Genomic DNA, 25,195 nt, shown 5'->3' on the forward strand with positions numbered 1-25,195 from the left:
TCGGCGCGACCCTCGCTCAGGGGGTGGAGCGAGTGCAGGAAGAGCCGTCGAGGAGGGTCCAAATGATGGAACCCGGTCACACATGAGCGCGTGATTCTCGCCACCCCTGATAGGGGCTGCGCTCAGATGAGCAGTGAGTGTGGGGTTCCATCTCTCCAATGGTGGCACCGGGTGCCACCGCTAGTGCGTTCGACTCTTGATGTCTTCCATTGCTCTGAGTGGCGTAACTGCGCAATTCGAGTGCGCAGTGTAATGATGCATTCAGGTAATGAAGTACCCGCCAAATACATGATCACTTTCGATCTGGTGGCGGACGACTGGTTACACGGGTATGTCGACCAAGTGGACGTACCCATACGCCTTCGATCTGGGTATGTTCCTCGCCGTCAGGGCAGCCCGTCGGCGAGGAGTCAGTGCCGTGCCGGAAACGCAAGATCCCCACGTAACCCAGCCTTCGTCCGTGAAGTTCGTCTACGACTTCACCGAGGGCAACAAGGAGCTCAAGGACCTCCTCGGCGGCAAGGGTGCGAACCTCGCCGAGATGACCAACCTGGGACTTCCCGTCCCGCCCGGCTTCACGATCACCACCGAAGCCTGCAAGGTCTACCTCGACAGCGGCACCGAGCCCGCGGCACTGCGTGCCGAGGTCTCCGAGCACCTGGACGCCCTTGAGCAGCAGATGGGCAAGAAGCTCGGCCAGGCCGACGACCCGCTGCTCGTATCGGTCCGTTCCGGGGCGAAGTTCTCCATGCCCGGCATGATGGACACGGTCCTCAACATCGGCCTCTCCGATGCGTCGGTTTCCGGCCTCGCCGCGCAGGCCGGCGACGAGCGCTTCGCGTGGGACTCCTACCGCCGCCTCATCCAGATGTTCGGCAAGACCGTGCTGGGCGTCGACGGCGAGCTCTTCGAGGAGGCGCTGGAGGAGGCCAAGCAGGCCAAGGGCGTCCGCGTCGACATCGACCTCGACGCCGCCGACCTCAAGAGCCTGGTCGCGCACTTCAAGGACATCGTGTCCAAGGAGACCGGCCGCGACTTCCCGCAGGAGCCGCGCGAGCAGATGGACCTCGCCGTGCGCGCGGTCTTCGACTCGTGGAACACCGACCGCGCCAAGCTCTACCGCCGCCAGGAGCGCATCCCCGGCGACCTCGGCACCGCGGTCAACGTCTGCTCCATGGTCTTCGGCAACCTCGGCCCCGACTCCGGCACCGGCGTCGCCTTCACCCGCGACCCCGCCAGCGGCCACCAGGGCGTCTACGGCGACTACCTGCAGAACGCGCAGGGCGAGGACGTCGTCGCCGGTATCCGCAACACCGTGCCGCTCGCCGACCTCGAGAACATCGACAAGGCGTCGTACGACGAGCTGATGCAGATCATGGAGACGCTCGAAACGCACTACAAGGACCTGTGCGACATCGAGTTCACCATCGAGCGCGGCAAGCTGTGGATGCTGCAGACCCGGGTCGGCAAGCGCACCGCCGGTGCCGCCTTCCGGATCGCCACCCAGCTCGTCGACCAGGGCCTGATCGACGAGGCCGAGGCCCTCCAGCGGGTCAACGGCGCGCAGCTGGCGCAGCTGATGTTCCCCCGCTTCGACCTGGGCGCGAAGTCCGAGACGATCGGGCGCGGCATCGCCGCCTCCCCGGGCGCGGCGGTCGGCAAGGCCGTCTTCGACTCGTACACCGCCGTCAAGTGGTCGCGCTCCGGCGAGAAGGTCATCCTGATCCGCCGCGAGACCAACCCCGACGACCTCAACGGCATGATCGCCGCCGAGGGCATCCTCACCTCCCGCGGCGGCAAGACCTCGCACGCCGCCGTCGTCGCCCGGGGCATGGGCAAGACCTGTGTCTGCGGCGCCGAGGAGCTGGAGGTCGACACCAAGTCCCGCCGGCTGACGACCAGCGACGGCACCGTCATCGAAGAGGGCGACGTCGTCTCCATCGACGGCTCCACCGGCAAGGTCTACGCCGGTGAGGTGCCGGTCGTGCCGTCCCCGGTCGTGGAGTACTTCGAGGGCCGGATGCACGCCGGCGCCGAGGACGCCGACGAGCTGGTCAAGGCCGTCCACCGGATCATGGCGTACGCGGACCGGGTGCGCCGGCTGCGCGTACGGGCCAACGCCGACAACGCCGAGGACGCCGCCCGCGCCCGCCGGTTCGGCGCGCAGGGCATCGGCCTGTGCCGCACCGAGCACATGTTCCTCGGTGAGCGCCGCGAGATGGTCGAGCGCCTCATCCTGGCCGACACCGAGAGCGACCGGGAGGCCGCGCTCAGCCAGCTGCTGCCGCTCCAGAAGGCCGACTTCATCGAGCTGTTCGAGTCGATGGACGGCCTGCCGGTGACCGTGCGGCTGCTGGACCCGCCGCTGCACGAGTTCCTGCCCGACATCACCGAGCTGTCGGTCCGGGTCGCGCTCGCCGAGGCCCGCAAGGACGCCAACGAGAACGACCTGCGCCTGCTCCAGGCCGTGCACAAGCTGCACGAGCAGAACCCGATGCTGGGTCTGCGCGGCGTCCGCCTCGGGCTCGTCATCCCCGGTCTGTTCGCCATGCAGGTACGGGCGATCGCCGAGGCCGCGGCCGAGCGCAAGAACGCCAAGGGCGACCCGCGCGCGGAGATCATGATTCCGCTGGTGGGCACCGTCCAGGAGCTGGAGATCGTCCGCGAGGAGGCCGAGCAGGTCATCGCCGAGGTCGAGAAGGCCCACGGCGTCAGCCTCAAGCTCACCCTCGGCACGATGATCGAGCTGCCCCGCGCCGCCCTCACGGCCGGTCAGATCGCCGAGTCCGCCGACTTCTTCTCCTTCGGTACGAACGACCTCACGCAGACGGTCTGGGGCTTCAGCCGCGACGACGTCGAGGCCAGCTTCTTCACCGCGTACCTGGAGAAGGGCATCTTCGGCGTCAGCCCGTTCGAGACCATCGACAAGGACGGCGTGGGCTCGCTGGTCCGCAACGCCGCCGCGGCCGGCCGGGCCACCCGCCCGGATCTCAAGCTCGGCGTCTGCGGCGAGCACGGCGGTGACCCGGAGTCCGTCCACTTCTTCCACGAGGCGGGCCTGGACTACGTCTCCTGCTCCCCGTTCCGCATCCCGGTCGCACGGCTGGAGGCGGGCCGCGCGGCGGCGGAGTCCAAGGGCAGCGACAGCCGCTGACCGCGCCGGGGCCGGTCCTCACCGCCGGCCCCACCGGTCACCGCGGGCGCCGAGCGCGCCCGCGGTGACCTGAAACCACCACCGGAGCCGGCGGTACGGGGCCAACCCTCAGCCTCCCGGCTTGTCGGCTCCGGAACCCCGACGAGGGCGGCACCTGTGCGGAGGTGCCGCCCTCGGTCTTTGGCCGGCCCCTGTGCTCCTGCCGGTCCGGGGTGACGCAACGCCCCACCGGTGTCGTGCAGTTGAAGGGCGGTCGCGGCCGGGCGAAGGGTGGCCGTCGGGACCCGTTGGCTAGATCACAGAAATGCCCGCGGCAAAGAGGGCAACTGCTCGGTATTGCCCCGATTTGCGCGCCGGGAGACGCGGTCGCGGGGCGCATGTGCCCAGTAATTTCCTGGCCCTTAAACCCTATGCCGGTCATAGGATCCCAGGCATCCCGCACGCCTGAGCGCCACGCCCACGCGGCGGGTTCCCTTCTCTGACCAGGAAAAGGTCTCCAGTGAACCTTCGCCGTACCCTCGCGACCGCCGCTGTCGCCGCCGTGACCGCGCCCGCGGTCCTGCTCTCCGCGGGCGCTGCCTCCGCCGCCCCGAAGACCCCGGCGCAGACGCAGCAGAAGCCGACCTACGCGGAACTGAAGAAGGCCGCCGACGACGCGAAGAAGGCGTACGAGGACGCGGTTGCCGCCGAGCAGGCCGGCCGCGAGAAGATCGACGCCACCATGGCCGCCCTGGACAAGGACTCCCACCCGCTCAAGGCGGCCGTCCTCGCCGCGGACCGGGCGGCCAAGGCCGCCGCCGCCGACAAGACCGCCGCCGACAAGGCCGTCACGGACGCCAGGGCCGCACTGGACGGGGCCGCGGACGAGGCCGGGAAGGCCAAGGCCCAGGAGGCGCTCGACGCCGCCGAGGCCCGCGCCAGGACCGCCGCCGAGGCGGAGACGAACGCGGACGCCGAGCGCAGGACGGCCCAGGACGCCTGGGACGACGCCCGGGTCGCGGCGCTGCGGGAGTGGAACAAGGTCCGCAACGCCTCGGCCGACGCCCGCAAGGCCAAGGACGCGGCCGACCGGGCGCTCGCCGCTGCCACCGACTGCGTACGCGTGCCGGGCCTGACCGTCCTCGCCAACCGCCTGCCCTCGAAGGCGGTCGCCGGGACCACGGTCGACTTCTCCTTCACGGTGGCCAACGCCACCGACCGCACGCTGAACGTGGACCCGCTGGTGTTCTTCCGCCTGAACTCCACCGACCAGGAGCAGCACTTCATGAAGGTGCGGTGGGCCGACGGCTCCGGCTGGCACGACCTGGACCCCAACAGCCCCTCCCACCTCGCCGGCGTCAAGGACATGGAGCCCGGCGCCCGCACCGATGTGAAGATGCGGATGACGCTCGAAGCGGCCGCCCCGGCCATCGACGGCTTCGCCCTCTTCGCGGGAGACGCCTCCGACGCGTACAACCCGTGCGTTCTCGGCCCCATGAAGCGCTATGACTTCACGGTGCTCCCGGCCGGCAGCAAGCCCGGCACGGCCGGCGAGGCGAAGCCCGGCAAGGTCGAGGACAAGGACCGCCCGAAGCCGAAGCCGAAGGCGGCCGCGCAGGCCGCTTCCGCCACCTCCGCCGACCCCACCTCCGCCGCGCAGCCGGCGTCGGCCGTCACCGGTGGCAGCCTCGCCACCACCGGTGCGGCGCCCGCCGCGCCGCGGCTCGCCCTCGCCGGCGGCGGCGCCGTGCTGCTGGGCACCGGAGCGGTCTTCGCCGTGCGCCGTCGGCGCGGGGTCCGCGGCACCCACTGACCCCAGGCACCGAAGCGGGCCCGCATCCGAGCGAGGGATGCGGGCCCGTCCGTACGCGGTCCCAGTGGTGTGCCGCCGCAGTGCCCACGGGCTCCGCGGCGCCCACGGCCCCCCGCGGTTCGGGTTTTTCTCAGGTCAGGGGAACGAGGGCGGCACCTGTGCGGAGGTGCCGCCCTCGCTTTCTCCGGACTCCCCCCTCGGGAGCTGCCGCCACCCCGGTCGGCGCGGGAAGGCGGCCTTCAGCGGGGCTGGCGAGCGGCCGGGTGGTTGCCCATCACCCCCCACGGGATCGAGCAACCCGGTCCGTTCGCGCCGCCGCCGAATTGAGTACAAGCTTTCCTCTGACCTGCCCCGTCGCGCGACCACTTTCAAGTCTGGCCAAAAGGGCATGGTGACCGCGCGTGTTGGCGTGCATACTCAGGCGTGCCGGGGGCCGACGGAGCAAACACAGGGGTGGGGTTCGGTGTTACGCGTCCATTTCAGTGGACTCGATCTGGCCCGCGTGCGCATTGCGGCACGCCCGGACGCACTGTGGGAGACCGTCTTAAGCTTTCACCGCCTGCGCGACCGCCGGGACGATTCGGCGTTCGGCAAATGGCGATCGGAAACGCGCGGAAAGTTGAATGGCGAAGCGCGACTGCTGGCGCCGCTCGTGCCCACCCGCGGGTATTTTCCCGATTTCCTGACGCCCGCCGAAGGGCTCCTCGGCATGACCGACGCGCTCGCCGCGCTGCGCGAGACGCCCGCCGCCCGGCTGCACGAGGAACTCGCCCGGCTCTCCACGGCCACCCGCCCGTTCCCGTCGTGGATACGGGAGATGGCCGAGGGTGACACCCGTGCCCTCGGCCGGCTGGCCGGCATCCTCCAGCGCTACTACGAGGTGGCCGTCGCCCCGTACTGGCCGCGCGTCCAGAGCCGCATCGAGGCCGACCGGGCCGCCCGCGGCAGGGCGCTGCTCGACGGCGGCGCGGACCGGCTGCTGGCCTCGCTCCCGCCGATGATGCGCTGGCGCCCGCCCGTTCTGGAGGCCGACTATCCGGTGGACCGCGACCTCCACCTCGGCGGCCGGGGGCTGTTGCTGCTGCCGTCGTACTTCTGCCGCCGCACCCCGGTCACCTTCCACAACACGGATCTGACGCCGGTGCTGGTCTACCCCGTGGAACACCACACGCCGCGGCTGACCCCGCAGGTCCCGCCGGAACGTTCCCTCGGCCGGCTGGTCGGCCAGACCCGCTCCGCGATACTCCAGGGCATCGGCGTCGGCTGCACCACCAGCGAACTCGCCCGCCGCGCCGATGTGTCGCTGGCCTCCGCCAGCCAGCACGCGACGGTGCTCCGCGACGCCGGCCTGCTGGTCACCCTGCGGCAGGGCAACGCGGTGCTGCACACCCTCACCCCGCTGGGCGCGGCCCTGCTGCGCGGCGCCCGCCCGGCGGAGGCGGCGACGTACGAACGGCTGGCGTGAGCGCCACCGGGGACGTCTCCGGGCGCGCGGGGTGCTTCGGGCCGCGTGTCGGGGGTGGCCCGGGTGCGGGGGTCGGTCTGCCGTCCTCCGGGGACGTCCGGACGCTGTCCCGGGACGTCCCCGTGCCCGCCCGATACGTCCCGACGGGCGCCGGCTGCGCGGGGCGGCCATCCGTCAGCGGGGCCGGTCGCCCGCGATGGCGACGCGTTCGGCGACCCGGCGGTGCGGCCCGTAGTCGTTCACGGCGTAGTGCTGGGTGGCGCGGTTGTCCCAGAACGCGAGGTCCCCCGCCCGCCAGTGCCACCGCACCTGAAACTCCGGCACCTGCGCCTGCTGGAACAACAGCCGCAGCAGCCGGTCGCTCTCCGCCTCCGCCAGGCCCACGATCCGGGTGGTGAAGGAGGCGTTGACGAACAGCATCCGCCGCCCGGTCTCCGGGTGCCGGCGCACCACCGGGTGCTCAACCGGAGGGAACTCCTCCTGAAATGGCGCCAGTTGAGCCGCGGAGTAGAAGCGCGCGAAACCCGGGAGATAGTCGTGCACCGCCCGCGCGTCATTGATCCGTGCCCGGATTTCCGGCGGCAAATTGTCGTATGCCGCCGCCATATCGGCCCACATCGTGTCCCCGCCCGTGGGCGGGACCTCCCGCAGTTGCAACACCGCGCCCAGCGCCGGCCGTTCCCGGAACGTGACATCCGTGTGCCATACGTTCTCGAACGTCGTGACCCCGCCGGCCGCCTTGTCGAACCGCGCCACATCCTTCGAATCGCCGCGCGCCAGCAACGGGTTGCTCTCCAGCTCACCCCAATTACGGGCGAATTCGCGCTGCGCCGCGGAGCTCAGATGCTGCCCGCGGAAGAACAGCACCTTCCACTCCAGCAGCGCCCGGTTCAGCTCCGCGCGCAGCCCGTCGGACAGCGGGCGGGACAGGTCCAGGCCCCGGATCTCGGCCCCGATGGTGGCCGCCTGCGGCACGACCTCGAAGCGCTCGTACGGCCGGTCGTCCCAGTCCTCGGGGGTCCGGCGCAGGACGCGGTGGCCCTCGTACAGGCCGTCGGCGGGGATGCGGTGGGGGCGCAGGGCGGGGGCCGGGGCCGGGGGAGCCGCGGAATCGGCGAGCGTCGTCAACTGGTCCTCCTGAAGGGGCGGCGGGACGGGAGGGGAGGGCGCGCCGGGGGCCGTGTTCCTGGTGAGCGGGGGCGGACCGGGAGGTGGCGCGCGGGGAGGGGAGTGGAAGCGAGGGGCGAGGGGCGGGAGCGTCGTGCGGCCGCGGTGGGCCGGCGTACGCGGCTGTGGCCCGGGAACCAGCGGCCGTCGAATGCCGAATGCCGAATGCCGAATGCCGGCGCGTGAAGCCGTCAGGCCGTACAGAGACAGCGGGCCGGGGGAGACCCCACCCGGCCGCGGCGGCGCAGGAAGCTCAGGCCGCGGGGCGCGCACTCGCCGTGGGGGCCGCGCTCGCGCGGTGCCACCTCACGGAAGGTCGGGTGCGTGCTCATGCCACGCACCGTACCCGCTCGGGCGGGCGCGCTCAATCCGTCGGTCCCCATCCGCCGGTCCCCATAGGTCCCCGTCCACCGGTCCCCATCCACCGGTCCTCATCGCTCCCCAGCCGTCAGTCGTCGATCCCGCTGCGCTCCACGCCCGCGACGATGTACCGCTGGAGCAGCAGGAAGACCACCACCAGCGGGACGATCGAGACCCCCGCGGCCACGAACAGCTCGTGCAGATTGAGGTTCTGCGCGGTGGTGAACGTCGACAGCGCGACCTGCACCGTCCAGGACTCCTGGTCCTGCCCGATCACCAGCGGCCACAGGAACGCGTTCCAGGCGCCGATGAAGACGATGGTGCCGACGGCGGCGAAGACCGGCCGGGCGTTGGGCACCACGATGCGCCAGTACGTCCGCCAGTAGCCGAGCCCGTCGACCCGCGCCGCGTCCTCCAGCTCCTTCGGGAAGCCCAGGAAATACTGCCGGAAGACGAAGCAGGCGAACGCGCTGAACAGCGTCGGGATGACCAGCCCGCGCAGCGTGGAGATCCAGCCGAGCGACGACACCAGCACGAAGCTCGGCACGAACGTCACGGCCGCCGGGACCATCAGCGTCCCCAGGATCGCGTAGAAGACCACATTGGCCCGCCGGTAGGGGATGCGGGCCAGGCCGTAGCCCGCCAGCGACGCCAGCAGGACCGTACCGAGGGTCGTCGAGACCGCGATCAGCGTGGAGTTGAGCAGCGTCCGGCCCAGGGGGAGGTTCGGGTCCCGGAAGACCTCGGTCAGGTTCGACCACTGGAGCGTGTGCGGGAAGAGCGTCCAGCCGGGGGCCGTGATGTCCCGCTCGGTCGCCAGCCCGTTCCGCACCAGCAGGTAGAACGGGATGAGGAACAGCAGCGCGAGGACGATCAGCAGGGCGAGCCGCAGTGCGCGCCCGGCCCTGGTCAGCGCGTCGTGCATCGGTGCTCACTCCTCCTTGCGGCCGAGGCCGAACCAGCGGGCCTGGACGACCGTCGCCACCGCGATGATCAGTGCCAGGATCACCGCGCCCGCGCTGCCCAGCCCGAGGTTCTGGTCCCGTCCGAGTGCCGTGTAGTACAGGTAGACCAACGGGGGCCGGGCGTAGGGCGGGTAGCCGCGCGCATCGCTCAGCAGGTTGTAGAACTCGTCGAACGCCTGGAACGCGTTGATCACCAGCAGCAGCACCACCGCGACGGACGTGGCCCGCAGCTGCGGCAGGGTGATGTGCCGGAGGACCTGCCAGCCGGGCCGTGCCCCGTCCACCGCCGCCGCCTCGTACAGCTGCGGCGAGATCCGCTGCAGCCCGGCCAGGAAGAGGATCATGTAGAACCCGGCCTGCAGCCACAGCCGTACGGTCACGATGACCAGCCAGTACCAGGGCGGGTCGGTCGTCGACAGCCAGGCGGTCTGGTCCGCGCCGAACCACCCCAGCACGGTGTTGGCCAGCCCGAACCGCACCCCGTTGAAGATCGACAGCTTCCAGATCACCGCCGCGACCACGTACGAGCAGGCCGTCGGCAGGAAGAACACCGAGCGGAAGAACGCCCGGGCGAACCGCAGCCGGTTCACCATCAGCGCCAGCGCGAGCGACAGCACATAGGTCGCCGGCACGATGAACGCCGTGAACAGCACGAACGTGCCCAGGCTGCCGAGGAAGGCCGCATCGCCCAGCATCGCACCGTAGTTGCCGAGCCCGACGAAGTCCGAGCCGGCCGGGCTCACCGTGTTGTGCGCGTCGAAGAAGCTCAGGTAGACGCTCCACGCCAGCGGCACGTACGTGAACAGCCCCAGCCCGATCGCGAACGGCCCGACGAAGAGCCAGAACCAGAGGTTCCGCCGCTGCGGGCCGAGCAGCCGGGCGCCCAACGAGCGGGGCCCGGCACCCGGCGCCGCCACGGCACGCGGGGCCGGTACGTCGGTGACCGCCTCTGTGACCGTCTCTGTGGCCGTCTCTGTGACCGCCTTTTCGGTCCCGTCCGCCGTCACTGCTTCCTGACCCGCTGGAGCTCGGCGCCGACCTTGCGCACCACGGCCTTCAGCTCGCTCTCCGGGTTGGCGCCGCCCTTGATGATCCGGCTCAGCGCGTCCTGATAGGCGGTACGGCTCCCGGTCGTCCACAACAGCGGCTCGGCATAGCCGTGCTCGGCCGAGAACCGGACCGCGTCGGCCGCCGGCCCGCTCTGCAACTGCCGCGCCTTCTTCGCCAGGGAGATCCGGGCCGGGATGTGGAAGCCGTACGACAGCGCGAAGTCCTGCTGGAAGTCGCCGCGGTCCACCCACAGCCACTTGGCGAACGCCTTGGCCTCCTGCTTGCGCCGGCTCCGCGCGCTGACCGCGGCGGCGTAGGCCCCCACCGGAACGGACGGCTTCCCTCCGCTCCCGTCCTCCGGGAACGGCAGTACCCCGAAGTCGTCCCCCAGCGCCTTCCTGATCTGCGGCAGCGCCCACAGCCCCGACCACTGCATCGCGGTCAGCCCCTGGATGAAGGCGGCCGGATCCGACCAGTCCGTGGGCGCACCGAGCAGCAGCGACTTGTCCGCGTACAGCTGCCGGATCTTGCCGAGCGCACGGGCCGCCGCCGGATCGTCGAACCCGACCTTGCCCTCCGGGGTGACCAGGCTCAGCCCGGCGGCGAACAACGGCGTCCCGCCCAGCACTCCGGCCCCGCCGTCATTGCCCAGGAACAGCCCCTTGGTCTGCTTGCCGCTGAGCTTCTTCGCCCCGTCCACCAACTCGTCGAGCGTCCGCGGCGGCCGCACCCCGGCCTTCCTCAGCAGACTCTTGCGGTAGTACAGCACCTGCATGTCGACGGCCTGCGGAATGCCCCAGATCTTGTCCCGCCAGATCTTCGGCGCCAGCACCGCCTGGTGGAAGTCGTCCTTGGCCGGCTCCACCTCGGCGGTCAGATCGACGACCTGTCCGCCCCGGATCTGCTCCAGCAGCGGCCCGTTGACCTCGAAGACGTCCGGCCCCGAGTCCGTGAGCAGGGCGGCCGCCGTCTGCCGGTCGTAGTCGCCGGGCCGCCACTGCACCGCGACGTCCGCCTTCCGGTACGCGGCGGCGTACCGCTTCACGGCCCGCTCGACCCCCGGCTCCCCGTACTGGTGGTACCACTGACTGATCCCCGACCCCGAACCACCGCCGCCCCGCCCGGTGTTGGACCCACACGCCGTCGCCAGCCCCGCGGCCAGGACCACCCCACCACCGGCCGCCAACAGCCGCCGCCTGCCGATCTCCGTCATGGCACGTCGCCCCCTGCGCTCGTAACCTCCCGGTGATCGTCGATCACCGACGGTGCGACCGTCCACTTTGCCGCACGACTGTGAAGCGCGCATGGCATCTGGACGAAAGGGGGCGGGGGAGGCGGGATCGTGACGGGAATCGTGACGGGAGGCGAGCGCGGAACCGGAGGCCCGTCCCGGCGGTTCCGCGGTGGCTCGTCCTCGTCCCCGTGCGCTTGGCCGGCAGGAGAATGCGGGCATGAACCGGGAGAACCACAGGGGTCGTATGGATCGCACGGATCGCATGGGTTGTGTGGATCGCACGGGCCGTACGGACCCCACGGACCGTATGCAGCCGCTTCGCGGGGCCTCGGTCGTTCTCCGGCCGACATCGGACGCCGACATCGAGACGCTCGACCGCATCGTCCGGGAGCCGGAGGTCGCGGCCTGGTGGTCGGTGCCGGACGACTACGGGGACATGCTCGCGGTCGTCGTCGCCGGTGAGGTCATCGGGGCGATCCAGTTCGACGAGGAGACCGACCCGGAATTCCGTCACGCAAGCATCGACATCTTCCTGACGGCACACCGGCAAGGCCAGGGCCTCGGCACCGACGCCGTACGCACCCTGGCCCGCTGGCTGATCCGCGAGCGCGGCCACCACCGCCTGACCATCGACCCGGCCGCCGCCAACACCGCCGCCATCCGCAGTTACCGCAAGGTCGGCTTCAAGCCCGTCGGCATCATGCGCGCCTACGGCCGCGACTACCGGACGGGCGGCTGGGCGGACGGACTGCTGATGGACCTGCTGGCGGATGAGGTGACGTGAGGGGGCGGGGCGGGGCCGGGCGCGCCGCCTCGAAGGCGGGGCAGAGGAAGCAGACTTGTCCTCGTCGCCGCGGACCAGCTGGGTCAGCAGGTTCATCGGCGGGTACATCAGGTGGAGGACGCCTTCCGGTTCGGTGTGCCGGATGACGTCGGGGTCGGTGCCGTCCACAGCGGCCACCAACTTGTCGCCGAGCTGCGGTTGCTGGAGCCAGTACCCCTGGAGGGCCTCCACCCAGTGGTAGAGGTACGCGTCGAATGCCGCGCCCGAACCCCGCAGGAGCGATACCGGAACCTGGCACAGCTCGTTCAGACGCCCCTTCTCCCGGCATACACAGGCCGGCCAGAAGGCCGTCAGCCAGTGGCCGGCATCCACCCAGTCCGCAGCACCGGCCGGGACGGTCCGCAGATCGTGACCGATACGGCATTCCACAGTCCCACTACCCGCCCGCGCCGAGGCAAAGAGCGCAGACCCCACCTGCATCGCCGTGGCGAATCCCTCGCTACGTGTTGGCCTGCCGCTGCTTGCGGTACAGCTCGATGGCCGCTTCGGTGGGGAAGTTGGGCACGGTGACGGTCTCGCCGGTGTCCTTGGCCACGATGATCTTCGATCCGCCGGGCTGGGCGGGCTGGGGCCGGCCGGATGCGTCCGGGGTGCGGGGGAACGTGGCGTACACGAGGTAGCCGATATCGAATTCGTGGACGTGCATCGGGGCTGGCGAACCGTCGGGCAGCTTGGGCTCGGCGTAGCGGCTGCGGACGATGGCGAGCGCTTCGTCGGGGGTGGAGGGCGGCGTGGCGCTGTCCTGGGGCATGGCGGGTTGTCTCCTGATCGGCGAGGTTCTTACCGGGTAACTTGCTACCTGTCCATCGAGTAGAACTCCAAGCTGCAGACACCCTGCGTCGGTGGCAAATCGTGGTGCTTTGCAGGTTTGCCAGGGCAGGCAAAGGTCCTTCGCTAGCCTCTTGCTTGGTGAATCCCCCGTCAGGCCAATGTGCTTCCAGGCCGGACGGAGTGACGGCACATCACGTCGAAAACGACTTGTCCTCCGTGAGGTTGCCGTCCTTGTCCCACCGCTGGCGGCGCTCACGCCTGCCCTGAAGATTGAAAACGGAATGTTCGGCCAGTTGGCCGTTCGGGTGCCATTTCCGCCAATCTCCGACGGCGATACCCCATCTGGTCTGGCCCTCCTTCTTCTTGGACCCATCGGAGTACCACCGGGTCTGCGGCCCAGACGGGACACCGTCGATATAGGAGATGAGGCCGGTTACCTTGCCCTCCTTGTCGCGATAGACGACCTCCCCGGTGAAGGGCTCATCTTCGTAGTGGACGCGCATGTCGTCGTCCCGGTAGGAGTCTTCATCTTCGATGCGCATGATTAATCCGTTGCGGGAGGTATCTGATTTGATTCGTCTTTGCGCCGGTAGTCGCCGATGGAGTACTGCTGGCGACCCCCATAGCTCGGCACGCCCCTGAGGACACCGTGGCAGTTGGGGCAGGCGGGGGCGGTTTGGCCCGGAAGATGAATGATATTTCCCTTGTTCTTTCCCTTCTTCACCCTGGCATCTTCGATCCATCTCGGGTCGAATCGCATTTCGTTCAGCACCTCGCGGCCCAGCTTCGGGGGCGTGGAGTCCTCTCCGTGATCCGCGCGCCGGTCCTTCTCCAGCTGTCGCTGGCGAGCCCAAAGAAGTTCGTTAACTGCCTTTACCTCGGCATGCCGCAAGGGTGCGTCAAAGTATGCTCGACCAGTGTAGACCATCTCCGAATTGGGGATTACTTTTCCGTTTTCATCCCGCTCCGCCGTGCCATCCGGTGCGATCTTGTTTCCGATCCGGATCTTATTCTCTTCCTCCATGATGGGGTGCATCCAGGCGGCAAGACCCGAGTAATTGTCGCGCAGTAGCGGGTGGAGATTTTCGAGGTCGATGACGTCGTCCGGAGCGCCGTTGAGGCCCTCGGTGATCATTCCCGTCCGCCGGTCGATCGCCAGGGCCGAACAGGGGCCCTCATCGTCTTCCCGCATTTCGGCGTGCCGGATCGCCCGAGTCTCTGACAGCTCCTGCAGGTATTCCTTGACGGTTCTGCCGTCGATGGTGGTGATCAGGCCGTCGCTGTCGACTTCGACCCGATCCGTGTCATCCAAGTCGATCTGCTCGACAAGGCCGCCGCGGGCCTTGTCCTCCACCTCGGAATCCAGATCCTGAGTGTTGGGGGTCTCGCCGGGATCAACTGGGTCCGGGAAATTCGGCGGATCTTCAACGGGTACATCACTGGCCGATGGGGCCTTGTAGCGCTCGGCAGGGTCATCGCTCTCGTCGTGATGGCCGCCGTCGTCGGTCGGCAGATCCGGCTCGCTTCCTGCCGGGTCGGCGGGTGGCTCGCTGTGCTCCGGCTCGTTCGGGCCCTCGTGGTTGCTGCCGGAAGGCGACGCCGGAGCCGCCGGGCTCGGCGGCTTGTTGCTGTCCGGGCTGGGCCTGCCATTGGAGTCGGTTTGGCTATGGGCGCCCTGGTCGTGACCTGCCTGATTGTCGGTGGCCTGGTTCGTGGTCGAAGTCGGCTGCTGCGATTCCTGACGGTGAGGGGGCTGTGTCGCCGCTTGGTGCTCGGCCGATTCCGCCGGGGGCTTGCCGTAGGTCAGAGGGTTGTGGTCGTTGCGGAGCGCGTTGGCGATGTGATGGGAGGCTTGCGCGCTGCGGTTGTGGGGTGTGCTTTCGCGGTCGCCCGGGGGGAGGGGGGACTGCTGCTGATCGCCGGGGGGCTGTTCGGGGTGCGGCGTGGACTGGTGGGTCGGAGGGGTGCCGGAATCGGGGAAGGCTTGGTCGCCGGGCGGTGCGTCGGTCGTGGGATCGGCGGGAGTGATGTGATCGGGGGAAGAGCCGTCGTTCGCCGTGTCGGTGTGGGGGGCGGTTGCACCGTCGGACGTGGTGTCGGTGTCGGTGTGGGGCGTGGATGAGGCGTCGGGCTGGTGCTGGTCGGGGGCGGCGTGGTCGGGCTTGGGTACGGCCTGGTGGGCGTGGAGGGGCTGGCGGTTGGCGTCGAGGGGGATGTGCCAGACGTGCTCTGCGTCGGCGATGTGGATCGGGTCGTGGCTGACCTGTCCGGTCTGGGTGTCGATCCAGATGATCTTGCCGTGGTGGTTGACGGCGTTGAAGGCGTGGCCGCCGCCGTCGTTGGGCCAGTCGACCTGGACGATCGCTGCCGCTCCGTGCCCGGCCTGCTGGAGGTCGTGGGCGATACGGGCAGGAGTGTGGGGGTCGTTGCCCGGGCCGGCGTAGGTGTGCCTGGCGCCGCTCCAGCGGATCTGGTTCTCGTTCGCGTCGTTCTCGGGAGACCAGGTGTCCGGGTTGCCGTTTGCGTCGGTGTCGGGCGTGCGGGGAGCCGAGACCTGCGGGTTGCCGTACCAGGTCTCCAGGAAGGAGCGGGAACAGTCGGCGCAGTTGTTGCTGCGTCCCGGGACGGTGTTGCCGCCGTCGTTCTGGAGCTGGCCCCAGGGGTCGAAGGGGTTGGCGAAGCGCTGCGGCGTGCCGTCGGGGTTGCGCGGGTGGGCGTTCTCCAGCAGTTGTTGGTCGTGCGGGTGGGGCGGGAGGAGGCCGCCGGTGTCCTGCTGGAGGTCGTTCCGGATCGCGCCCAGGCTGTTGGGGTTCTCCGCATTGTCCTGCGGAGTTGCGGTGCCTTCTTCGCCGGCGGACGGATTGTCCTGGGCAGGCGGTTCCTGGGACGGCTGCTGGTGGTGGGGCTGCTGCTGGTGCGGTTGAGCGTTAGGGCTCTGTTGCTGTTGCTGTTGCTGCAGGTGGTGGGGATTTTGCTGGTGTGGCGCCTGCTGCTGCGGCGGCTGTTGTTGGGTCTGGGGGGCCTGCTGCTGAGCGTGGGGCTGCGGCTGCGCGTAGGGCGACTGCTGCTGAGGGCTCGGCTGTTGCGGGTTGGGTTGCTGGGCGTATGGAGCCTGCTGTGGGTACGGCTGAGAGGCGTACGGAGCCTGCTGTTGGTGCGGCTGAGCGTACGGGCTGGGCTGTTGCTGAGGCGTTTGTTGCAGTGGCGGCTGGGAGTGGGGGGCCTGCTGCTGGTGCTGGGCGTACGGGTTCGGCTGGGACTGCTGCTGGGTGTACGGCTGCTGCGGAGGCGCATAGGGGCTCGGCTGCTGGGGATGCGGCCCAGGCTGCGGCTGGTGCGGAGCAGGCTGCGGTGATTGTGCGTGCGGCTGTTGCTGCTGGTGTTGCGGTGGTTGCTGGGTGTAGGGGTTCTGCTGCGGGTGGGGCGACTGCTGCTGCGGAGCCGGCTGCTGGGCGTACGGGGCCTGCTGCTGGTGGGGTTGCTGATGCGGGACCGGCTGCTGGGCGTACGGGTGCTGCTGTTGGTGCGGCTGGGCGTAGGGGTTTGGCTGCTGGTGGTGATGTTGGTACGGGCTCGGCTGCTGCTGCTGCGCGTGGGGAGTCGGCTGTTGGTGCGGCTGTTGCGCGTAGGGGTTGGGCTGCTGGACGTGCGGTGCCGGCTGCTGCTGGTACGGGTTGTGCTGCTGTTGGTGTTGCTGCGGGCCTGGCTGCTGGGAGTGCGGAGCCTGCTGCTGGTGGGGTTGCTGGTATGGCCCCGGCTGCTGCTGCTGCTGTACGTACGGAGCCTGATGGTGCGGCTGGGCGTACGGGCTGGGCTGTTGAGTCTGTGGCTGTTGGTTGTGGGGGCTCGGTTGCGGCTGCTGGGCGTATGGGTGGGGCTGCTGTTGAGCCTGCGCCTGCTGCTGTGCGTGAGCCTGTTGCTGGTTCTGCTGGTTCTGCTGGTTCTGCTGGTTTTGTTGGTGCTGTTGTGTTTGCTGGTTGGCGTGGGCTTGGGCCTGAGACTGAGCTTGCTGCTGGGCCTGCTGGGTCTGAGCCTGCTGTTGTGCCTGTGCCTGTTGCTGAGCCTGGTGCTGGGCTTGCTGTTGTTGGTTGTGGGGCTGGTTCTGCTGGTGCCCTTGTTGCGGGGTTTGGTTCTGGTTCGTGGCGGGGGTGAAAGGCTTGCGGTTGGCGTCCAGGACCAGGTGCCAGACGTTTTTGGCCTGGGTGTTGATGGGCTGGTCGCTGACCTTGCCGGACTGGCTGTCGACCCACACGACGCGGCCGTCGTGGTTGACGGCGTTGAAGACGTGTGCGCCGCCGGGGTCGCCGTTGGGCTTGTCCGGCCAGGTGACCAGGACCGCTGCCGCGGCACCGGGGCCGGCCTCGCGGAGCTCGTCGGCTATTCGGGCGTAGCCGTCCTGGGAGTTCGGGCCGGAGTTGCGGAACGTGGTGCCCGCGTAGTCCTGGATGTTGGCGGTGCCGTTCCGTTCGCCGGACTGGCGGTCGATGCCGCCGTTGCCGTCCGGGTCGTAGGTGCGGGGCGAGGACACCTGCGGGTTGCCGTACCAGGACTCCATGAAGGAGCGGGTGCAGTCGGCGCAGTTGTTGGAACGGCCGAGGACGCCGATGCCGCCGTCGTTCTGGAGCTGCGCCCAGGGCTGGAACGGGTCGTTGAACGGACGCGGCGTGCCGTCCGGGTTCCGGGGGAAGCTCGCTTCCAGCGCCTGTTGGTCGTGGGGGAACGGCGAATAGAGGCCGTGTGGCTGGATGTTGAGCCCGATGCGTACGTCGGTGTGGCTCCGGAGGTTCGGGGGTTGCGGGACCGGCGCTGCGTGCTGGGGCTGGTGGTCCGGCATGGGCTGGGTGTGGTCGGGGTGCTGGCCCTGTTGGTGCGGTGCGGGCTGCTGGTGGGGAGCCGGGTGCTGCTGCTGGACGTGCTGCGGCTGTGGCTGGTGTTGCGGTTGGTGTTGAGGCTGGTGGTTCTGGGGCGTCTGCTGTTGGGGGTGCTGCTGTGGGGGTGCCTGGCTCTGCAGCGTGGGCTGGTGCGGGTTCTGCTGGTGGGGCTGCGGGGTCTGCTGGTGTTGCGGCTGCGGCTGCGGCTGCGGCTGCGGCTGTGCCTGGTGTTGGGGCTGTTGTTGCGGCTGCTGGTGCGGGAAGTTGGGGGTCGGGGCGCCGGGGGTTGCCGCGACCGGGTGTGGCGGGGCCTGGTGGGGGGTGCTCGCCTGAGGCTGGGCCGCGCGGGTGGGGTCGGTTTGTTGTGCGGTGTCCGGGTGTGTGGTGGTGGCGCCGCTGGGGTTGGCGGGGGCCGGCGGGCGGGTGTCGTCCTGGTGAGGGGAGTCCGGCCGGCCGTTGTCGGTGCCGTCGGGGCGGGAGTTGTCGCGGGGAGCCGGCCCGTCGAGGCGGGGGTTGTGCGGGGGGCGCTCGGGGGTGGGCTGCTGGGTGTGGTCGTGGACGATCTGTGAGCCGTCGGGGCGGCGGTTGTCGCCGGGAGGTGTGGCGGGGGCGTCGCGGCGGGGGCCGTCCAGGCGGGGGTTGTAGGGCCGGGAGGTCTCTTCCCGGCGAGGGCCGTCGAGGCGGGGGTTGTAGGCGGGGCGGTCCGGGGCGGGCTGCTGGGTGACGTCGCGGATGGCCTGGGAACCGTCGGGGCGGCGGTCGCTCGGGCGGATGGACGTGGTGCCGCTGCCGGTGGGCGGGGTGCCGCCGCGGGGTGTGGTGGTGCCGCGGGGTGTGGTGGTGCCGGGGCCGCCCTGGGGCGGCACGGCGCCCGTCATCATCGGGCCATTGGCCTGGGGGCTGTTGGGCGGGGACTGCTGGGGGCCGGGCGTGGTGGGGGACGTGCCGGCGTCGGGGGCGTGCTGGGTGGGGGGCGGGAGGGTCGCGGTGTCCGCGGACTGGGTGGTGACGGTGGTGTCGTCGGGGTCGTCGACGGTGGGCATGGGGTCGCCCGGTGCCGGGTCACGCTGCTGGATGGGCTGGCCGGTCGACGGGGTGTGCTGTACGGGGGCGCCCTGGGGTGGGGCGCCGACGTGCGGCATCGAGGGACGGCCGCCACCGGTGGCGGAGTTGTTACCGGCTGAGGTGTCACCGGCGGAGTGGTCCCCGGTGTGGGTGCCGTTGGCGTTCCCGTTGGCGTTGCTGGTGCCGTCCGGGGCGTTGTGGGGGCTGTCGCCGTAGGAGGGCGGGTTGCCGGCTACGGGGTCCGGGGCCTGTGAGGGGGCCGGGGACGGCTGGGCGGCGTCGGGGTGTGCGGGGCCGCCTGCCTGGGGTGTGTCCGGGTGCGAAGGCCCGGTGTGCTGGGGGGACTGGTCGGGTGCGGGGGCGGGGCGGGCACCGTCCGGGGTGTTGTCGTGGGCCGGTTGGGTGCTGACCGAGTCCGCGTCGGGGCGTGCTGCCTCGGGGGTGTGGTCGGGCGTCGGGTGGGTGCTGATGCCGTCCGCGTCCGGGCGGGCGAAGTCGGGGGTGTGGTCGGGCGCTGGTTGGGTGCTGACCGAGTCGGGGTCGGGACGGGCCGCGTCCGGGGTGTTGTCGGGGGTGGGGGCAGGGGACGCGTCAGGGGTGGGGTGGGTGCTCGGGGCGTCCGCGTCGGGGCGGGACGCGTCCGGCGTGGGGTCCGGGGACGGGCGGGACGTATCCGCGGTGGAGTCCGAGTCCGGGGTGTGTCCGGCGTCGGCGGTGGGTCCGCCGTCGGGGGTGTGGGACCCGTCGTACGGGCTGTCGTTGCTGCTGCCGCCCTGGAAGCCCTCGTCGAAGGGGGAGCGCTGGTCCGGGGGTGGCAGGGGCTGGGCGTCGGGGACGCGGTGGGCGGGGTCGGAGTTGTGGGAGGGGCTGTCGGAGGAGGACGGGTTGGTGCCCGCGCCGCCGTTGTCCGGCCCGCTTCCCGCACCCGTGCCGGCGTTGTCCGAGGCGCGGGGGCTGTGGGTGGTGGAGCCGCCGCCGTCCGAGCCGCCGCGGTTGCCGGTACCGGTGCCGCCGGAGTCGTTGGAGGTGGAGGTGCCGCCGTTGTCGGAGCCGCCGTCGGACGTGCTCCCGGAGCCGCCGTCGGAGCCCGACCCGTTGGACGAGCTGCTTCCGGAATCCCCGGAGGACCCGGACCCGGACCCGGAGCTGTCGCCGGACCCCGACCCGCCGCCGTCCCTGCTGCCGCTGCGCGATCCACTGCCCGAGTCGCTGTCCGAGCTGCTGGAGCCGCTGCTGTCGTCCCCGCCGCCGTCGCCGTGTTCGCCGCCGCGTCCCGCCGCGTGGTCCAGTCCGCCGCGGGCCCGGTGGCCCGCGCGGTGGCCGGCGCCGTCGCGGAGGCTCTCGCCGAGGGATTCGCCGGTGTTCTTGATCGCGTCGGTGGCGGCGCTCTGGCCCTCCTTGAGGGTCCGGCCGACGTTGTAACCGTTCTGGGCGCCGAAGTTCTGGTTGACGGTCTGGGCGATCAGGTCGGAGGCCATGGCCTCCAGTGCGGAGATCACCGGTTCCTTGGCGGCCTCCAGGATGGCGTCCAGGACCTGCTTGGCGACTTCCTTGAGGATCTTGCGGACCATTTCGCGGGTCGCCAGAGTGGCGGCCGCGCCACCGATCTCGGACAGTCCGAGGGTGAACGGGGCCGCGGCCTGCGCCGCGATGATTTCGGCGGCGAGGATCGCCAACTGGACGATGACGGCGACCTTCATGCCGATGACCAGCGCGGCGGCGGCCTCGAAGGTGAAGGCGAGGACCTCGGCCGCCTCCGCGGCATCGTTCAGATAGCCCGAACCGTCGGCGAACTTGTCCCATGCCTTGCTGAAGCCCTCGATGGCGTCGCCGGAGTTCTCCCCGAGCACATTGCCCGCGTAGGTGTTGCCGCGGGACTGGTGTCCCTGGACCTCCGCCGCGAACGTCCGCCAGACCTGGGCGCATTCGATGAGTTTGTCTTCGTCTGCGGTCGGCCAGTTGAAGCCGAGCATCTCCAGGACCCACTCAAGAGGATCCGGCAGCATGACGGACACGATGGAGCTCCCCCGTGAAAAACGTACATTCAGGCGTGTGACGGATGCGGGGCCCGCAGGAGGGCCACCGCGTCAGAGTGTTCGCGACCGACAGGTGGAATTCAGTGCTGTGCGGGTCGCCGCGAGGTTCAGTGCTGTGCGGGTCGCCACGACGTGCGGACGACGGCGTCGTCCTGGGCCGTCGGGTCCTGCCACGCCTGCTCGTTCTTGACGTGCTGCTTCATCAGCGAGTCGTTGAAGTCCTCGTTCTCCGCATGGTTCCTGGACATCGACGTCAGCGCCTTGCCGATTTCCTGGAGTTTCGAGGAGAGGTGGCCCATCGACTCGTACATGCCGTCCCGCACGCCTTCGTAGACGACACCGAACTTCTCGCCGAGGTCGTCGTCCCCCCACGGCGGGGCGCCGTCCTTGCTGTCGAACGTCGTCAGGCCGCTCATGAACTGCTGGCCGAACGACTTCTCCGGCGGCGCCTGCTCCTTGCCGTTGCTGGGCGGCCCTGCCCCCAGCGCGTGCAGGCCGTCCATCAGCCGCGCCACCGAGGAGTAGAAGTCCTCGCCGAGCTTGACGAAGTTCGTTCCCTCAGCTTTGAGGCTCTCCACATCGGTCTGGAATCCGCCAGCTCCGGCCACGACGTCCCCCGTGTTGGTAATGGCTGCCCAATGAGATTTCAGGCCAAAGTTTAGCTTCCCGTATTGACAGCCCACCAGGTGCAGGAGCCGGGTCCGTCCGTCTCCGCAGGCCAGGGAGCACCGACCGGGAAGGGCTCAGGAGGCCCTCCGGTCGAGTATCTGGTGGTAGAGCTCCACCGCGCTCTCCGGGGGGAAGTTGGGGACGAACGTCACCTCGCCGTCGGTCTTGGAGATGACGACGTTGCTGCCGCCGAGTTCCGCGGGCGGGGCGGTGGGGTCCTCGGGGCGCGGCCAGCTCGCGTGGACCAGGTAGCCGATGTCGAATTCGTGGACGAACAGGGCGGACGGGCCGCCGGGCGAGCCGACCTCGGGGAAGTGCTGCCGGCCGATCGCCAGCGCCTCGGCCTCGTTCGTCGGCAAGGGCTCCGGGCCGAGTCGCGGGCGGAACGGAGGGGGCGTGGGCGGCAGGCCGGGGGTGCTGTCCGGCCGCTCGGATTCGGTCATGGTGCTGTCTCCTCGGCGCTGGTTCCTGTGGGTGGGGGTCAACCTAACTCACGCCGCGGTGGCTCGATCGGTTCGCGTCCGGGGCCGCCGGCGGGCGGGTGGCCGCCGCATCGGGGGCTGGGCCGGGTGGGCTGTTGCTCTGGGCGCAAGCCGTACCGCCCCACGTCGTCGGCCGCGTGCCCGTATGCACTGCCGGTCCTTCCCGTACGCCCGTTCTCCCGTAGGTCCGGTTCCTGTCGTCCCCCGTGCGTCCGCCTTCCTGTCGTCCCCCGTACGTCCGTCCTCGCGTGAATAGTCCCCCCGCCCTCATCCGAACAGCACCCGTGCCAGCCAGAAGTCCAGCAGTTCCGCGTCGCCGGTGATGTCGAAGGTGTCGCCGTCGGCGGGGGTGCGGCCGTAGATGAGGAGCAGGAGGTCGGTGAGGGGGGCGCGGACGGAGACGGCGGCCGGTTCCTGGGCGCGGCGCCAGGCGAGGGTGTCGCCGGTGAGGTCGACGAGCCAGTCGGCGCCGGCTTCCGGCGGGGTGTCCGTGGCGTGGAAGTGGAGGGTGCGGCCGGGGCCGAGAAGTTCGCGCCGGTCCGGGTGGAAGTCGAACATCTCGGGGAGCGAGCCGAGTTCCATCCACTCGTCGAGGGTGTCGAGGGCGACGGAGTGGTCGACGGTGAAGGCGCTGCCGAGGGCGAGTGCGACGTCGGCCCGGTGCATGACCGTCTCGTGGGCCATGCGGCGGGCGAAGAAGCGCGGGGAGCCGGAGGGGAGCGGGGTCCAGATCCGGACGTCCGGGCCCGTGGTGCGGAGCGTGTCCGCGAGGCGCCGGGCGCCTTCGGTGAGCCAGGCGGCGACCTCGGCGGGGGACTGGTGGGTGTCGCGGGGGAGGACGCGGAGGGCGTTGTCGGGCGGGGGATCGGTCGCCCGGGTCCGGACGAGTTCCTCGACCCAGCGATGGGCTTCGCCCAGATGCCGGAGCAGTTGGGCGAGGTTCCAGTCGGGGCAGGAGGGGACGGTGGTCGTCAGGTCGGCGTCCTGCTCCGTGAGGCAGGACGCCAGCAGTACGGCCTGGTCGACGAGGGCGGCGCAGTGACCGTCGAAATCCATGGCGGGCTTTACGGAGTTCATGTCCTCACGGTAGGACGCACCACTGACAACGGAGCGTAACCGCGAGGGGTGCCGTGTCACGGGCGGTGAGCGACTCCGCCGCACGAGGTGGCCCCCGCACTCCCGGCCCCCTCACGACCGTCCCCCCTGCTCCAGCCGGAACCGCAGCCGGCAGATGACGGCGTCCGTGTCCCGGCGTACCGCGCGGGCGACGACCGCGCCGCGCCGGTTCTGCAGCAGGCGCTGCCAGCGGTGGGCGGGTTCGGCCTCCGGGATCAGGACGGTGATGCGGGTGGCGGGGCGGCGGGCCGTCAGGCCGGTGACGCAGGCGGCGATGGGGCGGCCGAGGGAGCGGGTGGCGGAGGGCAGTTCGAGGAGTTCCACGCCGGGGTTCCACAGTTCCCAGTCGCGGCGCAGCGCCTCGGCCGCCGGGCGGTCCTCGGGTGCGTCGTGGGTGACGGTCACGGCCACCACCTCGTCGCCCAGCGACACCGCCGCGTTGAGGGCCTCGCAGGTCAGCCGGGACAGATGGGAGACGGGGACGACGACGAGGGAGGGGGCGCGGTGCGGGGCTTCGGGGATGCGGCCCAGGCCGAGGCGCTCGCCGATACGGGCGTAGGCGCGGTGCACGGCTTCGAAGGCGAGGACCAGCAGCGGCAGGGCGATGACGAGGAGCCAGGCGCCCTCGGTGAATTTGGTGGCGGTGACGACGAGTGCGCAGACGCCGGTGAGCAGCGCGCCGAAACCGTTCAGCAGGGCCTTGCCGCGCCACCCCGGGGACCGGCCGAGGCGCCAGTGCCGGACCATGCCGATCTGGCAGAGCGTGAAGCCGACGAAGACTCCGATGGCGAACAGCGGGACGAGCGTGTTCACGTCGCCGCCGGAGACGGCCAGCAGGGCCGCGGCGACGGCGGCGAGGGCCAGCACGCCGTGGCGGTGGACCTGACGGTCCGCCTTGAGGCCGAAGACGTGCGGCAGGTAGTGGTCCCGGGCGAGCAGGCCCATCAGGACGGGCAGCCCACCGAAGGAGGTGTTCGCGGCGAGTGCCAGGAGGACCATGGTGGCGAACTGGACCACGTAGAAGGCCGCGTTGTGGCCGAGGGAGGCGTCCGCGAGCTGGGCGAGGACGGTGACGCCCTCGACCGGCTGGAGGTGGAAGCGCCCGATCAGTACGGACAGGCCGATCAGCATCACGCCGAGCAGGGCGCCGAGCGCGACCTCGGTGCGCTGGGCGCGCCTGGCCGCCGGCGCGCGGAAGGACGGCACCGCGTTGGCCACCGCCTCGACACCCGTCAGCGCCGAGCAGCCGGACGCGAACGCCTTGAGCAGGAGCAGCGCGCCGACGGCGGTGGCGTTCGGGGCGAGGGCGGAGGGGTGCCCGTCGGCGGTGACGGTGGAGGCGGGGGCGTCGCGGACGAGGCCGGCGACGATCATCGTCAGGACGGCCGTGACGAAGACGGCGGTGGGGAGGAGGAACGCCTTCGCCGAGTCGACGATGCCGCGCAGGTTGATGCCGGTGATCAGCAGCAGCACCGCCAGGCAGATCGCCGTCCGGTCGTCGTAGAGCGCGGGGAACGCCGAGGTCAGGGCCGCCACTCCGGCCGTCACGGAGACCGCGACATTGAGGACGTAGTCCAGGAGGAGGGAGGCGGCGGCCACCAGGGCTGCCCGGCGGCCGAGATGCGCCTTGGCCACCGCGTACGAGCCGCCGCCGTGGGGATAGGCGGCGATCACCTGGCGGTACGAGGCGACCAGGACGGCCAGCAGCGCGGCGATGGCGAGCGTGACGGGGAGGGTGAAGCCGAGGCCGTGGGCGCCCGCCGCGGCCAGGACCAGCACGATCGACTCGGGGCCGTAGGCGACGGACGCCATGGCGTCGAGGGAGAGGGCGGCCAGGCCCTGGAGGGTGGTGAGGCGGTGGCGGTCGTCGGCGGCGGGGGCGGCAGGGGAGGCGGATGCGGGGATGGGGGCGGTTGCGGAGCCGTACGGCCGGGTGGTGACGCCGCCGCCGGCGGTATCCGGGGGTTCCTCGGGCCGGCCGTCGGGCTGGGAAACCATCGACATCTGTCGTCGTACCTCCGTGCAACACCGTGCGGGACCAGCTCAGCGTGCGGGGCGCGAACGGCCGCGTCGCCGGGCCTTGGCGGCCCTTTGGCGGGCGGCGGGGTGTTCTTCACGGGGTCTTGACGCGGGGACAGGCCGAGGGGCGGGCAG

General features: G+C 70.7%; 16 protein-coding genes and 1 pseudogene. 4 read left to right on the forward strand and 13 right to left on the reverse strand.

What is annotated here, in order from left to right; all coding sequences use genetic code 11:
* Nucleotides 1-460 precede the first annotated feature (460 nt).
* The 3 genes from ppdK (at nucleotide 461) to K7396_RS24745 (ending at nucleotide 6,411) form a co-directional block, all read left to right on the forward strand.
* Nucleotides 461-3,154, forward strand: a complete 2,694-nt coding sequence (gene ppdK, locus K7396_RS24735) for a pyruvate, phosphate dikinase (protein WP_086715874.1) — start codon at nucleotides 461-463, stop codon at nucleotides 3,152-3,154.
* 499 nt (nucleotides 3,155-3,653) lie between these two features.
* Entirely contained in the window at nucleotides 3,654-4,946 is a 1,293-nt protein-coding gene (locus tag K7396_RS24740; RefSeq protein WP_086715872.1) for a hypothetical protein, read from the forward strand.
* 619 nt (nucleotides 4,947-5,565) lie between these two features.
* Nucleotides 5,566-6,411, forward strand: a complete 846-nt coding sequence (locus K7396_RS24745; protein WP_086715869.1) for an ArsR/SmtB family transcription factor — start codon at nucleotides 5,566-5,568, stop codon at nucleotides 6,409-6,411.
* Between the two features lie 174 nt (nucleotides 6,412-6,585).
* Here K7396_RS24745 and K7396_RS24750 read toward each other — a convergent pair whose 3' ends face one another.
* From K7396_RS24750 to K7396_RS24770, 5 genes are all read right to left on the reverse strand, one after another.
* Complete coding sequence (locus tag K7396_RS24750) at nucleotides 6,586-7,539, reverse strand: TauD/TfdA dioxygenase family protein (protein WP_152104412.1); 954 nt, start codon at nucleotides 7,537-7,539, stop codon at nucleotides 6,586-6,588.
* A 230-nt stretch (nucleotides 7,540-7,769) separates the two neighbouring features.
* Nucleotides 7,770-7,910: a hypothetical protein gene (locus K7396_RS24755; protein ID WP_158101190.1), complete on the reverse strand. Its 141-nt coding sequence runs from the start codon at nucleotides 7,908-7,910 to the stop codon at nucleotides 7,770-7,772.
* Nucleotides 7,911-8,026: 116 nt separating this feature from the next.
* Nucleotides 8,027-8,863: a carbohydrate ABC transporter permease gene (locus tag K7396_RS24760; protein WP_086720666.1), complete on the reverse strand. Its 837-nt coding sequence runs from the start codon at nucleotides 8,861-8,863 to the stop codon at nucleotides 8,027-8,029.
* A gap of 6 nt (nucleotides 8,864-8,869) precedes the next feature.
* Nucleotides 8,870-9,820: a carbohydrate ABC transporter permease gene (locus K7396_RS24765; RefSeq protein WP_086720668.1), complete on the reverse strand. Its 951-nt coding sequence runs from the start codon at nucleotides 9,818-9,820 to the stop codon at nucleotides 8,870-8,872.
* Between the two features lie 86 nt (nucleotides 9,821-9,906).
* Nucleotides 9,907-11,166, reverse strand: coding sequence for an ABC transporter substrate-binding protein (locus K7396_RS24770; RefSeq protein WP_174886869.1), 1,260 nt, complete (start codon nucleotides 11,164-11,166; stop codon nucleotides 9,907-9,909).
* 328 nt (nucleotides 11,167-11,494) lie between these two features.
* Here K7396_RS24770 and aac(6') point away from each other — a divergent pair, with 328 nt between their 5' ends.
* Nucleotides 11,495-11,971 carry an aminoglycoside 6'-N-acetyltransferase gene (aac(6'), locus tag K7396_RS24775; protein WP_086720667.1) on the forward strand — a complete coding sequence of 159 codons (477 nt, stop codon included), beginning with the start codon at nucleotides 11,495-11,497 and terminating at the stop codon, nucleotides 11,969-11,971.
* Nucleotides 11,972-12,037: 66 nt separating this feature from the next.
* On the opposite strand, the pseudogene K7396_RS36000 reads toward aac(6'), so the two are convergent.
* From K7396_RS36000 to K7396_RS24825, 8 genes and pseudogenes are all read right to left on the reverse strand, one after another.
* Nucleotides 12,038-12,451, reverse strand: a pseudogene (locus K7396_RS36000) (immunity 49 family protein); the annotation flags it as partial.
* Between the two features lie 19 nt (nucleotides 12,452-12,470).
* A complete protein-coding gene (locus tag K7396_RS24785) occupies nucleotides 12,471-12,782 on the reverse strand; it encodes a hypothetical protein (protein ID WP_086715612.1) in 312 nt (103 codons plus the stop codon).
* A gap of 211 nt (nucleotides 12,783-12,993) precedes the next feature.
* The gene (locus tag K7396_RS24790) at nucleotides 12,994-13,344 is read right to left on the reverse strand and encodes a toxin-antitoxin system YwqK family antitoxin (RefSeq protein ID WP_086715614.1); all 351 of its coding nucleotides are present in this window, start codon (nucleotides 13,342-13,344) and stop codon (nucleotides 12,994-12,996) included.
* 2 nt (nucleotides 13,345-13,346) lie between these two features.
* Entirely contained in the window at nucleotides 13,347-20,744 is a 7,398-nt protein-coding gene (locus K7396_RS35835; protein WP_308686896.1) for a toxin glutamine deamidase domain-containing protein, read from the reverse strand.
* Between the two features lie 137 nt (nucleotides 20,745-20,881).
* Nucleotides 20,882-21,352, reverse strand: a complete 471-nt coding sequence (locus K7396_RS24810; RefSeq protein WP_086719901.1) for a hypothetical protein — start codon at nucleotides 21,350-21,352, stop codon at nucleotides 20,882-20,884.
* 165 nt (nucleotides 21,353-21,517) lie between these two features.
* Entirely contained in the window at nucleotides 21,518-21,886 is a 369-nt protein-coding gene (locus K7396_RS24815; RefSeq protein WP_086719902.1) for a hypothetical protein, read from the reverse strand.
* 306 nt (nucleotides 21,887-22,192) lie between these two features.
* The gene (locus tag K7396_RS24820) at nucleotides 22,193-23,002 is read right to left on the reverse strand and encodes a maleylpyruvate isomerase family mycothiol-dependent enzyme (protein ID WP_152104410.1); all 810 of its coding nucleotides are present in this window, start codon (nucleotides 23,000-23,002) and stop codon (nucleotides 22,193-22,195) included.
* 111 nt (nucleotides 23,003-23,113) lie between these two features.
* Nucleotides 23,114-25,045: an APC family permease gene (locus tag K7396_RS24825; RefSeq protein WP_152104409.1), complete on the reverse strand. Its 1,932-nt coding sequence runs from the start codon at nucleotides 25,043-25,045 to the stop codon at nucleotides 23,114-23,116.
* Between the last annotated feature and the right edge of the window lie 150 nt (nucleotides 25,046-25,195).

It is taken from the genome of Streptomyces angustmyceticus (assembly GCF_019933235.1).
Classification (GTDB): Bacteria; Actinomycetota; Actinomycetes; order Streptomycetales; family Streptomycetaceae; genus Streptomyces; species Streptomyces angustmyceticus.